General features: G+C 51.5%; 10 protein-coding genes. 5 read left to right on the top strand and 5 right to left on the bottom strand.

Features of this window, described 5'->3' with window-relative positions:
* Nucleotides 1-7 precede the first annotated feature (7 nt).
* Both ABUL11_RS02400 and yjgA read right to left on the bottom strand, forming a co-directional pair.
* Nucleotides 8-400 carry a hypothetical protein gene (locus tag ABUL11_RS02400; protein WP_350282263.1) on the bottom strand — a complete coding sequence of 131 codons (393 nt, stop codon included), beginning with the start codon at nt 398-400 and terminating at the stop codon, nt 8-10.
* A 145-nt stretch (nt 401-545) separates the two neighbouring features.
* Entirely contained in the window at nt 546-1082 is a 537-nt protein-coding gene (gene yjgA / locus ABUL11_RS02395) for a ribosome biogenesis factor YjgA (RefSeq protein WP_350282262.1), read from the bottom strand.
* A 246-nt stretch (nt 1083-1328) separates the two neighbouring features.
* On the opposite strand from yjgA, the gene pmbA reads away from it, so the two are divergent.
* Entirely contained in the window at nt 1329-2696 is a 1368-nt protein-coding gene (pmbA, locus tag ABUL11_RS02390; protein WP_350282261.1) for a metalloprotease PmbA, read from the top strand.
* Nucleotides 2697-2774: 78 nt separating this feature from the next.
* A complete protein-coding gene (locus ABUL11_RS02385) occupies nt 2775-3692 on the top strand; it encodes a DMT family transporter (protein WP_350282260.1) in 918 nt (305 codons plus the stop codon).
* Nucleotides 3693-3787: 95 nt separating this feature from the next.
* Here the strand turns inward: ABUL11_RS02385 and ABUL11_RS02380 are convergent, their stop codons facing one another.
* Nucleotides 3788-6193, bottom strand: a complete 2406-nt coding sequence (locus ABUL11_RS02380; protein ID WP_350282259.1) for a Tex family protein — start codon at nt 6191-6193, stop codon at nt 3788-3790.
* Nucleotides 6194-6632: 439 nt separating this feature from the next.
* A complete protein-coding gene (locus ABUL11_RS02375; RefSeq protein WP_011112696.1) occupies nt 6633-6947 on the bottom strand; it encodes a DMT family transporter in 315 nt (104 codons plus the stop codon).
* A 549-nt stretch (nt 6948-7496) separates the two neighbouring features.
* On the opposite strand from ABUL11_RS02375, the gene ABUL11_RS02370 reads away from it, so the two are divergent.
* The 3 genes from ABUL11_RS02370 to ABUL11_RS02360 all read left to right on the top strand — a co-directional run bounded on the left by ABUL11_RS02370 (nt 7497) and on the right by ABUL11_RS02360 (nt 11272).
* Nucleotides 7497-9173, top strand: a complete 1677-nt coding sequence (locus tag ABUL11_RS02370; protein WP_350282258.1) for a carbon-nitrogen hydrolase family protein — start codon at nt 7497-7499, stop codon at nt 9171-9173.
* 115 nt (nt 9174-9288) lie between these two features.
* Complete coding sequence (locus ABUL11_RS02365; protein WP_350282257.1) at nt 9289-10254, top strand: GlxA family transcriptional regulator; 966 nt, start codon at nt 9289-9291, stop codon at nt 10252-10254.
* A gap of 223 nt (nt 10255-10477) precedes the next feature.
* Nucleotides 10478-11272, top strand: coding sequence for an enoyl-ACP reductase FabI (locus ABUL11_RS02360; protein WP_350282256.1), 795 nt, complete (start codon nt 10478-10480; stop codon nt 11270-11272).
* Nucleotides 11273-11322: 50 nt separating this feature from the next.
* Here ABUL11_RS02360 and ABUL11_RS02355 read toward each other — a convergent pair whose 3' ends face one another.
* Nucleotides 11323-13215 carry a SurA N-terminal domain-containing protein gene (locus tag ABUL11_RS02355; protein WP_350282255.1) on the bottom strand — a complete coding sequence of 631 codons (1893 nt, stop codon included), beginning with the start codon at nt 13213-13215 and terminating at the stop codon, nt 11323-11325.
* Nucleotides 13216-13229: the final 14 nt, after the last annotated feature.

Below are 13229 nucleotides of genomic sequence, written 5' to 3'. Positions count from 1 at the left end.
ATCGTAATTAGTGCGCGCCTAATGCAGGAAGACCAGGCTTGCAATAGACGCGCCCCGGGTAGCCTGGTACACGGCGTGTGTTCGGAATGACATCACCACTGCGGATACACTGTATGGTTGCTTTATCCAGATTAGCGAAATATTCATTTTCTCCCGGCTGGAATGATGCAGGAAGAACCGCCTCACGGATGACGCGGCAGGTTTCCGGCTCATTCTCAGGAATCGGATCATCCGTATGGGGTGGCAGCCGGCAAAGCTGGCAGGGATTACCCGGGCAAAAACAACCTTTGCACTTCGCTGCCGCTACATTATTAGTACCAGTTGGCTGATTGGCTGATGATGTCACGGGCAAAGCCATCAGCATTAGAAACATTGAACATACCATCCATTTCAACCACATCCGTTCATCTCCTTTAAATCAACAAACAAATCCAAATCTTCCAAAATTCAGGCAACGGCAAAAACGACCTTTCAGCGTTGGGGGGATTGCTTCAATGTCATCTCGCGCAAACAGTATTTTCGTCACCGCAGACAACTCATACCGTTTATCCCGGTATTTCCGGAATAATCTGCCGCAGCAACTGAAACAAAGCACGAAAACTATGGGGAGGTTTACCGGCCAGTTTTTCTTTTTCGATATTACGCAACAAGGTACGTAACTGGCGCACATCCGTGTGCGGATAGGTTTGCACGAATTCAGTCACTGCTGTTTCATCACTGATGAGGTGATCGCGCCACCGCTCCAGTTGATGCAGCCACGCGGTATGACGCAGACCGGTATGCTGCCATGCATCCAGCTTTTCCTGAACAGGTAGCGGATCAACTGTACGCATCAATTTACCGATGAATTGCAGTTGCCGTCGGCGTGCACCATGGCTGGTTATTTTACGGGCTTCCAGCAATGCTTCTGCCAGTTTCTCGGGCAAATCCAGTTCTGCGATGCGGGCAGGTTCAAGTTCCACCAGCCGCTCACCCAATGCCTGCAAGGCATGCATTTCCTGCTTGAGGCGGGTTTTGCTGGGCCGGGATTCAGATTCGGGATCAGACTGAGAAACAGTTTGCGGATGATCGGACACAGTCACTCGTATCGGGAACAGTCAATAAACTGTTATCATAACCTGCTTTGCAAAACAGGGCGTGCTGAACAACATAATCGTGCTGCAGGATTGGTTTCACGGCCTCCCTCTGCCACTCGACAGCCCGAACTTGCAAGCAACCGCTCCTGTTTAATTTCGCTTTTGGCTGAATCAGCACCAGGCTCACGTCGATCTGAAAGGAAAGCGGAATCTGTTTCGATGCACTGATAAACCATCTCCTCCCCAATTTATATGGACAACTCGAATCCTCACCCCGAACAACCGCAATCCTTTTCCTATTCCGTTGAGACTCTGCAACAAATCGCAGACGATGTATTAGCGCTCGCCCGCAAAGGAGGGGCTGATGCCTGTGAGATGAATGTCTCGGAAGGATCCGGCCAGAACATCACTGTACGCCAGAAAGAAATCGAAACCATCGAATACACACGCGACAAGGGATTATCCGTTACCGTCCATATCGGACACAAGCGAGGGAATGCCAGCAGTTCGGATTTTTCTCCACAGGCGATACGCGAAACCGTTGCTGCCGCACTATCGATTGCCCGATACACGGCAGATGATATTTACGCCGGGCTGGCTGACCAGGATTTACTGGCGGCTTCCTTCCCGGATCTCGATCTTTACCACCCGTGGTCGCTGCCTGTCGAAGAAGCCATCGAACTGGCACGCCAGTGTGAGGCCGCTGCCCTGGCGACTGACAAACGTATCACCAATTCCGAAGGCGCCAGCGTATCGGTCGGTGCCTCACACTTCGTTTACGCCAATTCGCTCGGATTCCGCGCCGGTTATCCACTGTCACGCCACAGCATCAGTTGCGCGATCATCGCCGGCGAGCAGAACAATATGCAACGTGATTACTGGTACAGCGTTGCACGCGCAGCGGATGATCTCGAAGCCATCGAAGAAATCGGCAGAAAAGCCGGTATGCGCAGCCTGGCGCGCCTTGATGCCAGTAAAATCGCAACCTGTGAAGTGCCGGTACTGTTCGAATCGACCATCGCCTCCAGCCTGATCGGCTATTTCGTCCAGGCAATCAGTGGCGGCAGCCTTTACCGAAAATCTTCCTTCCTGCTGGACAGTATTGGCAAACAGGTATTTCCGGCAACCATTCAGATCAGTGAGTTACCGCATCTGCAAAAAGGTCTGGCAAGTTGTGCGTTTGATGATGAAGGTGTCGCGACTCATCCGCGCAAAGTGGTGGAAAACGGTGTCGTACAGGGCTATTTTCTGGGCAGTTACACGGCGCGCAAACTCGGTATGCGTTCCACCGGCAATGCTGGCGGCAACCATAACCTGATCGTAGAAAATGATGTTTCGTTATCTTTCGATGTTCTGTTGAAAAAAATGAACAAAGGCTTGCTGGTTACCGAACTGCTGGGTCATGGCGTCAACCTCGTCACTGGAGATTATTCCCAGGGAGCAGCCGGGTTCTGGGTGGAAAATGGTGAAATCACCCACCCTGTGGAAGAAATCACTATCGCCGGCAACCTGAAAGATATGTTGTCCGGTATCGTTGCCGTCGGCAATGATGTCATCGTACGTGGCTCACGCCAATGTGGTTCATTACTGATCGAACGCATGACCATCGCCGGCCATTGATCCGGGCACACCGACGAAGCAGATCATTCCTCATTTGATCACCAGCCTGTAACGCTTACCCGGTCAAACAAGGTTTTCATGACAAATACGCGCAACGAAAATCTCGGCTATGTGTACGGGCTGATCGCCGTTACTGCATTTGCCCTCACACTCCCGGCCATGCGGGCGGCACTGAGTGCGCTCGATCCCGTTTTCGTGGCGCTTGGCCGGGGAGCGGGTGCTGCCGTGCTGGCAGCCGTTTTTCTATGGTTCACCCGCCAGCGTTTACCGACACGTGAAGAAGCCAAAGGCTTGATCATTGTTGCAGCAGGGGCCGTGATCGGTTTTCCGCTGCTGGCTGCCTGGGCAATGCTGTATGTGGATGCTTCGCACGGCGGTGTCGTCCTCGGTATTCTTCCATTGGCTACTGCGGTGGCAGCAGCCCTGTTTTCCAGTGAACGTCCCTCCATGAAATTCTGGCTGTTTGCGCTGATAGGTGCAGGGCTGGTCGTCGGCTATTCGCTCAGTCGGGCGGGTGGAACACTCCACCCGGCTGATCTTGCGCTGTTCGGTTCCATTGTGTGTGCCGGTGTCAGTTATGCAGAAGGAGCAAGGCTGTCCAGATCACTGGGCGGGCCTCAGGTCATTTCGTGGGCGTTGATTTTTTCTTTTCCCGTCCTGATCGTTCCCGCCATTCATTACGCACCGACATCGCTGAATCTGCCGCTCGAATCCTGGCTGGGATTCATTTATCTCACGGTCATCAGCCAGTACCTCGGCTTCTTTCCGTGGTATCACGGACTTGCTCTCGGCGGTATCGCAAAGGTAGGGCAAACCCAGTTGCTGCAACCGTTTCTGACCATCATTGCCTCCGTATTGCTACTGGGAGAACACGCAGATCTCATGACCTGGCTGGTGGCCACTCTCGTGGTTGTAGTCGTTGCCGTCGGCAAGCATGCTCAGGTGAAACACAATGATCCCGAGTCAACCATGGCAGATACCAGCCCCCACAGCTGACGACTTCCTCCATCATTTTCTGCGCTTGAATCTTTGCTTCTGATCGGGCTGCTGATTACGGGATCAGCCCGGCCACACGACTCAGGTTTCAGGTTTTATTTTTTCTCTTTCGCTCGTGCCAGTGCAAGGGCCAGCGCACCGGCAGGTTCAGATTTCCCTGTTCTGGACGTAGTCTGTGGTGAACGGGAACCTCGCCGAGATTGTCGGTCATCCGGTCTGGCTTTTCGTGTTTCCGGCTGGCTGATTGTTTCAGGAATGTCGTCGATTCGCATAGTCAGGCTGATACGTTGGCGTACCGCATCCACCGTCAGTACCCTGACCTTGACGACTTGCCCCGGTTTGACGATCTGATGGGGATCTTTGATGAATTTGTTCGCCAGTGCAGAAACATGCACCAGACCATCCTGATGCACGCCAATATCGATAAATGCACCGAAAGCGGCTACATTGGTCACGACACCTTCGAGAATCATCCCGGGTTGCAAATCGGTGATTGATTCGATCCCTTCCTGAAAAACGGCTGTTTTGAATTCCGGACGCGGATCACGGCCAGGTTTTTCCAGCTCGGTCAGAATATCGCGCACGGTTGGCAAACCAAAGGTTTCATCGGTAAATTCTTCGGCAGAAAGCCCTTTGAGTGTGCCCGGCTGGCCCATCACCTGCCCGATTCCCTTCTTCAGGCGCGCCAGGATACGTTCGACCACCGGATAGGCTTCCGGGTGAACGGCGGAACGATCCAGTGGGTTATCACCATCGTTGATGCGCAGGAAACCGGCAGCCTGTTCGAATGTTTTTTCACCCACACGTGGCACCTTGAGTAGCCTTTGCCGGTTTGAAAACGGGCCATGGGTATCACGATAGCTGACGATGTTCTGCGCAAGTACACGATTGAGACCCGAAACCTGAGCCAGCAGCGGAGCGGATGCAGTGTTGACATCCACACCGACCGCATTGACGCAGTCTTCCACCGTGGCATCGAGTGATCGTGCCAGAGTACGCTGATTCACATCATGCTGATACTGGCCGACGCCAATCGATTTGGGTTCGATCTTGACCAGTTCTGCCAGGGGATCCTGCAAGCGTCTGGCAATGGAAACAGCACCGCGCAGACTCACATCCAGATCTGAAAATTCTGCCGCAGCCAATGCAGATGCTGAATAGACCGAGGCACCTGCCTCGCTGACAACGATTTTGGTCAGCTTCGATTCGGGGGACTGTTCCGCAACCAGCCGGACAACTTCGGTAGCCAGTTTGTCGGTTTCCCGGCTTGCTGTCCCGTTGCCAATCGAAATCAGTTCAACGCCATGCCGGCGCACCAGTTGTACGATGATTGCCAGCGAACCCTGCCAGTCATTCCGTGGTTGATGCGGGTAAATCGTCGCAGTTTCCAGCAATTTTCCGGTAGCATCGACTACAGCCACTTTGCAGCCGGTACGGTAACCCGGATCGAGCCCGAGCACGGCCTTGGAGCCTGCCGGAGCTGCCAGCAGCAATTCACGCAGATTCCGGCTGAAAATCCTGATCGCCTCCGCTTCTGCCGCTTCACGCACCTGCAACAACAGTTCGGTCATGAGATGCAGATGTACTTTGACACGCCAGGCCCACTGGCAGACATCCCCAAGCCATTTGTCCGCTTTCCGATCACAGTTTTCAATCCCGAAATGTGTTGCAATCATGGCGACGCAGGGATGTGGAATACTTTCCCGGGCTGTTTCGTCCAGATCCAGATCGATTCTGAGCACGCCCAGCGCACGGCCGCGAAACAATGCCAGTGCACGGTGTGATGGAATCAACCGTACCGGCTCGGTATAAGCGTAATAGTCACGGAATTTTTCTTCCTCTGCCTTTTCCTGACCGGCAACGACTATCGAAGTCACCACCCCTTCCTGCCAGAGCTTGCTACGCAGTACAGCGAGCAAATCCGCTGTCTCCGCAAAGCGTTCCGCCAGAATATCGCGTGCACCTTCAAGCGCTGTTTTCGTATCGAGAACATTGATCGCTTCCACCCCCTCAGCAGCCGGCACTACCTTGATATATTTTGCAGCTTCCTGCTCAGGATCGAATGTCGGATCTGCCAGAAGCGCATCCGCCAGCGGTTCCAGTCCGGCTTCACGTGCGATTTGTGCTCGGGTGCGGCGCTTCGGCCTGTAAGGCAAATAAATATCTTCCAGAAGCTGCCTGGTAGCAGCCTGATCGATGGCATGACGCAGTTCATCGGTGAGTTTACCCTGCTCCTCGATCGAAGCCAAAATAACTTGCCGCCGTGCTTCCAGTTCACGCAGATAAGCCAATCGCTCTTCCAGCAAACGCAGTTGTGTATCGTCCAGGTTACCGGTCGCTTCTTTACGATATCGTGCAATAAAGGGTACGGTTGCACCTTCATCTAGCAGCGTTACCGCCGCGCTGATCTGCCGCGGTGCGACACCAAGTTCTTCGGCGATGGTGGCGATGATTTTTTTCTGCGTTGGCTCTGAAACAGCAGATGGGGCTGTAGAAGTCATGAAGTTCGTGAAAAAGAGAAAATCGAGAGAAAGAACCAGATATCAATGAGAAAATTCTGAGATTTCTTACACCTTAGTCAATCTGGTGTAGTTGTGCCCAGATCTTCAGATGAATATACCGCCATAAATGAATCGCAATATATCGTGTCTGCCCGCAAATTTCATCATCCGGGCAAAGGCGCATATTCTAATTAATATATTATCCGAATGGCAGGAAAGTAAGCCCGTAATCCGGCATTTCCCTGCATTTTCCCGGTAAATATAAACAGATATTTCATTCCAATTCTAAATCAAAACTTACTTTGTCGGCTTCCCCTTGCCGTATTATTCATACTATCTGCGGCTCGCCTTCTCGTCATTTTTGATTTGGAAATAGAATCAGCAGCCTGTTGATGGAGGAAAACAACCTGACAGTCATAATCGACAAAGTCTTGTCAGATCAGGATGACAGTTTCATCAGGACCAGACCGCTGATGATCAGGGCGGCTGCCAGAAGCCGCAAGGGAGTCACTGATTCTCCCAACACAAAGATGCCTACCATAAATGCGCCTATTGCTCCAATCCCGGTCCAGATCGTATAGGCTGTGCCGAGCGGAAGTATTTTCATCGAGAGTGAAAGCAGCACAAAACTGGCAATTACACCCGCAATGGTAATGATGGAATAGACCGGGTTGGTGAAGCCATTCGAGAGTTTCATCGTGAAAGCCCAGCCCACTTCAAGCAAGCCCGCAAAAATCAGCATCATCCAAGCCATATCGTCCTCATTGAAAGATATCAGGTCGTCCCGATATATATTGTCCCGAAGATGAGGTCGTCCTCAACCATGGAATGAATGAAGTACCAGCAGCAGGCACAGCATCCTCATGAATATAGCATAGAGAATGACCTTTCTCGACTATAAACCCAACTGCTGCACTACGTGTGCGAAGAACAACATATCCAACGATGCCGAGGCCGTGCGCTTCGCAAATGCGACGTTGGCCTCCTATTTTCAACTTCTTTTCTACACGGATGTGCCCGTTTCACAGCGTACACGTTGATATACGGGCATAGGCACTTGTATTGACACACTTCCCGATTCTCCATACATCCAAGCTGTACCATTTCACTCGATATACCGTCAATTTGGCTGAAATACCCGGTAATCTGGCAGCAAATGAGGTCGTTTCGTAATTGCCGCTTCCACAGCGTTACGGTGTAATAACTCCACAACGGTGCAATCAAATTGAATCCCTTTCAGAGCTTCCAAGTTAGCCAACCGTTGTAAATACACTTCGCTCAACCTAAGGAAACGGAGGTCAAAATGAAATCCTATGAATATCGCGCTGCTGCCGTACAGACACTTGCAGAAGTAGGTAATGTCGATGCGAATCTCGAAATATGTGCGCACTATGTCAAGCAAGCCGCACTGCAGGATGTTCGTGTAATTGTTTTTCCCGAGTGTATGAATGCGGGTTATCTATACGATTCCATTCCACATGCGCGTCAAGTAGCCGAGTCGGTCGCCGGAAAATTTGTCAGCGGCCTCGCGAAGCTGGCACGCAAGTACGATGTTTACATCGCCAGCGGCATGATCGAATGGGATCCAAAAGCAGAAAAAGTCTTCAATACCGGTATTCTCCTCGATCGAAAGGGTGAACTGGTTGTCCATTATCACAAGCAGTTCTTGACTACTCATGATCAAAACTGGTTCAAATTTGGTGAACGCGGCTTTCCGGTAGTCGATACTGAACTCGGCCATGTCGGCCTCATGATTTGTTTCGATGGCCGTATTCCTGAGATTCCACGGTGTACTGCGCTGGGTGGAGCGCAAGTCATCCTGGACATGGCTAATTTTTTCCTTATCGATCAGGCCGACATGTGGCGCCCCGCTCGGGCACTTGAAAATGGGGTATGGATCTGTGCTGCTACAAAGGCAGGCCAGGAGCGCTCGATTTACTATCCCGGCGGAAGCATGATCGTCGATCCCAACGGTAATCTCCAAGCGAAAGTCGCTTGGGGCACGCACGGAATGGCAGTCAGCGAGATCGATCCCACGCTTGCTGACAACAAACGCTATATTCTAAATGCCGATAAGTTTGCAGATCGCCGCCCTGATACCTACACAGTGCTGACGCGGCCCTACGAGGAAACAGCGGTATCTAAGACAAGCATGGAGCCAATCATCCCGGGCGAGATGACATTCAACATGGCCGCAGCACAGACCCATGTCTCCGAATCGCAGCCCACGACGCTTGACCGCGTGGTCGAACAGGTCAGTCATGGCGCTCGCTTTGGCGTCGAACTGATGGTTTTGCCAGAATATGTCGCTTCGCCGAATTGGCGGATCGATGAGACAGAGGCCAAGCGGCTGGCATCTATCAACAACGAACTGCTCGAGAAATTCGGCGATGTTTGCAAGACCAGCAAATGCGCGATCCTGGTTCCGAACGTCGAAGAAGTGGATGGCAAGCTCTATCCCACTTCGTTCCTCATCGGACCGGAAGGTAACGTGCTAATGTCCTATCGGAAGGTTCACCTTTTCAGTGACGAACGTGCGTGGGCGACAGCTGGCTCCGAATATCCAGTTGTGGATACGCCGTACGGACGTATCGGCATCATGATGGGCTATGATGGCATGTTCCCAGAGGCTGCACGTTGCCTGGGCACCAATGGTGCCGATGTGATCCTGTGGCCAGCTCGCCTGCAGGACAGGAAGGAGCGCACACTGATTGCAGTGCCACGCGCCGTCGATAATCGCTGTGCTGTCATCCTTGCCAACCGTGTCGATGCGCCGTTCTGGGGCGGAAGCATGCTCGCACTGCCGGCGCAGTTCCCCGTGTGGGATGTCGACGTAGCCACGCCGTACTATCCGGATATGCACAAGATCATCCTGGAAGTTATCGAAATCGCCAGTGCACGCCAGAAGAACATGATGGCCAATGTGCATATGTTCGCCAAGCGCCAGCCCTGGACTTATAATGCGCTAGTGGAAAAGTAAATATTAACGAGCATTGCTGCCGGGCAGGCTTGGAGAATCACTGACCCGTGAGTCTGTCCGGCCTAACGAATACTATCGATCTAAAAGTCTGATTGATCACTGAAGGAATCGAACGATGCGGATAGCCTTGCTCGCTCCACCGGGTGTACAGTCGCTTGATATTGTTGGACCGGCAGAAATCTTTTGGGAAGCCGGACGACGGCTTGGTAACCCGTCCGCTTACGAAGTACAGGTCATCGGAACTACGATCGGGCCTATCGCTGGAACGGGAAACCTCCGTTTCATGCCTGACCGCACGATATATGATCCGGATGAACTGGTCGACACGCTGCTCGTCGCTGGTGACCCTTCCTTCGAGGAGGTCACGGCAGAGACGATAGTCTGGTTGCGGCGGCGTGTGCCGAAGGCTCGTCGCTACGGGTCGATCTGTACGGGTGTTTTCTTGCTGGCGAAGGCCGGCCTTCTCAATGGGCGAAAGGTTACGACACATTGGGAATGTGCTGACAAGCTTCAAACCGAATATCCAGAGCTCATTGTAGAAGCAGACAAAATCTTCATCCAGGATGGCATGTTATATACTGCAGCCGGCGTAAGTGCGGGAATTGATCTCGCCCTTGCCCTGGTTGAAGAAGACTATGGGCGCGATCTTGCGCTGATCGTTGCACGTTATATGGTCGTGTTCCTGAAAAGACCCGGAGGACAGTCACAATTCAGTACACATCTGGTCGCACAGATGTCAAAGCGCACACCTATCCAACGCGCGCAGGAATATGTGTTACAGAATCTGTCATCACATCTCTCGGTAAAGGAAATGGCAAAGCAAGCGTGCATGAGCACCCGCAACTTTTCTCGCTTATTTCGCCATGAAACCGGTATGACATCTACTGATTTTGTCGAAACGGCCAGACTCGATGCAGCCAGGCGCCTGCTGGAAGATACGAAGATATCTCTACAACTGATTGCCTTCCGCTGCGGCTTTGGCACCACCGACCGGATGCGGAGAACATTCCTGCGAAACCTCGAAGTCAACCCCTTGGACTACCGCAAACGCTTTCAAAGTGCGCGGCATCCGACGTTATAACCCATTCTTCACAGACATGTGATACCGGAATACCGGCAAGATACAACCAGGTACGGTACATCCCGAACAAAGCAGGACTGAGAGGGTGCTACAATATTCGCCGTTGTAAAACTGAAAATAACGGGTAAAAAAAGCCTCTTTACAGGTTTATCAGTAAACGGAGTCAGAAACAATTCCCGGACTACCGGTACATGTTTGAGATAAATAAACAGGAGTTTTGACTATGGGATTTCTTGCCGGCCGGCAAATTCTGATTACGGGCCTGCTCAGTAACCGCTCTATCGCTTACGGTATTGCCAAAGCAATGCAACGTGAAGGAGCCAGATTGGCATTCACTTACCAGTCAGATGATTTACGCGAGCGCATCAGCAAATTAGCTGCAGAATTCAACAGTGACCTGCTGTTCCGCTGTGATGTCAGTCAGGATGAAGAAATCAACCGTTGCTTCAGCAAGCTGGCAGATCACTGGGATGGATTGGACGGAATCGTACACTCCATTGCCTTTGCGCCGCGCACAGCCTTGGCTGGCGATTATCTGGAAAGTGTCGATCGACAGGCTTTTCATATTGCGCACGACATCAGCTCATACAGCTTTGCTGCGCTGGCAAAAGCCGGACTGCCGCTGATGGAGGGAAGACCCGCTGCTCTGCTGACACTCAGCTATCTCGGTGCAATACGTGTGATGCCCAGCTACAATGTGATGGGACTGGCCAAGGCCAGCCTGGAGGCCAATGTTCGTTTTATGGCGTCGAGTCTTGGTAAACAGGGGATCAGGGTCAATGCAATTTCAGCCGGGCCAATCAAAACACTCGCCGCATCAGGAATCGGCAATTTTGGCAAACTACTGGGGTATTCCGAGAAAGTTTCGCCTCTGAAACGAAACGTAACTACTGCAGAAGTCGGCAATGTAGCGGCCTTTCTTTGCAGTGATCTGGCCAGCGGTATCACTGGTGAAATCACTTATGTGGATGCAGGATTCAATACTGTTGCATTTAATCTGGACGCAGACGAACAGTAATTTGAGAAAAGCGGGCAGTAATCCCTGACGGGTTACTGCCACTATCGCTGTCAATCGTTCTCTTCAAATGGTCTGATTGTTACTTCGTAACGCTGCCTGAGCCCCGCAATGTAAGCATTCAATTCCTCCTGACCGTATACTTGCTGTAACTGGTTGAGAAGAAGATTATATTGAGAAGATTCATTTTCGATATCAGGTCTTTTTACCTGATTGATCCGAATCAGATCGTATCCGCCCTTGCTGTTGGTCACGCCCGTATAAGCAGGAAGTTTCTCCACATCCGTCTGAAAGAGGGTATGCAGAATTTCTTCATTGTTTCCTTTCTTCTGGGCAAAAGAAACTTCTGACGATTCTCCCCATTCCAAAGATTCATCGGCCTCTCCCGCCTGTAACCCGGCGAGCTTCTGTTTACCCTCGTTTTTAGCTTTTTCCGATGCAAGTTGCTGCTTCAGAAGCGCAACGATCCTGTCTTTAACCAACCCGATGGATTGAGCACTGGCAGGGCGATGTTCAACTACTCTTGCAGCTACGAAAGTATCAGGTGCAACTTCGATGGATTCAGTATTGAAATGGTCACGAACAGCACTTTCCGAAAATATTGCCTGCAACATACGCTCATTGGTAATGACCGAGGGTTCTCCGGAATTGCGATCAATCCAGTCACTCTGCTGAACAGGCAGGTTAAACATCTGCGCTACCGGCTGCAGCGTATCATTCTGCTCATAAACGATATTGCTGAAATCTTCGGATAATTCACCAAACCTGTCTGCCACTTTCTGATGCTGCAAAAGCTGCCTGATCTGCTCCTTGACATCATCAAGGCCGACAACATCTGCACCCTTCACTTCAGTCAGCCGGATAATGTGAAAACCGAACGGTGTTTCTACCGGACCGCGTATCTCACCGGGTTGCATCTGGAATACTTCATCCTCAAACGGTTTGAGCATCAGACCACGCGCAAAAAAGCCAAGATCTCCCCCTTCCTTGGCTGAACCCGGATCTTCTGACAACTCTGCTGCCAGCTCCGGTAGTTTTTCCGGATCCTGTTTAACCTGTTCCAAAATCTGCTCTGCACGGGCTTTGATGGATGCTTTCTGTTCTGCCGTAGCATCCGCAGGAACACTCAGCAATATATGGCTAGCTCTCCGCTCTTCCGTCTGACCAAACTCATCCTGATGCTCATCATAGTATTTTCTGATTTCTTCATCAGAAATCTGTTCCTGCCGGGCTTGCTCATCCAGTGACAGCACAACATATTCCACTTTAACCCTTTCCGGCAGTGTGAAATCCTGAGAATGACTGTCATAGTACGACTGAATGGCGGCCTCATCCGGCTCAGCCTGGTCAATATACTGATCAGGACTGATCGTCACCCGGTTGATTTCATATGCTGTTGCACTCAGTGATGCCACCTTGCCTGCAACCGTTCTGGGCACGATGACACTTCCGGTGATACCTTCCACCAATTGCTGGCGCATGAGCTCACCTGCTACTCTTGCTTCAAACATTGCGGGTGACATTCCCTGGCGCTGTAGCAGATCACGATAACGCTGGTATGAGAACTTTTCATCTTCGTGAAAGAATGAGATGTTCTGAATCTCGGAGGTCAGGCGGGAATCCAGAACTGTCAATCCAATTCGCTCGGCTTCACGGCGTAACAGTCTCTCCTGAATCAGATTTTCCAGAACAGCCAAACGCATCTGTGGATTATCCAGCAGGCTCGCATCAAATTTTTCCCCTAACATATTACGCAGATTTTCCTGCTGATTACGTATCGCCTGCTCATATTCCTGACGGCTTATTTCCTCACCATCTACGACTGCAGCATAGCCCGCATCACCGGCGCTTCGATACGATTCTACTCCCCAGAACATGAAAGGCAGAACAGCAATCAGAAGTACGATCTGAACGACCGTCTTTTTTTTGTTTACGAAATCAAACACGATAACTATCCGAA

Origin of the sequence: Nitrosomonas sp. (assembly GCF_040256045.1) — a bacterium.
Classification (GTDB): domain Bacteria; phylum Pseudomonadota; class Gammaproteobacteria; order Burkholderiales; family Nitrosomonadaceae; genus Nitrosomonas.
This window is presented reverse-complemented; position numbering and strand designations above follow the sequence as displayed.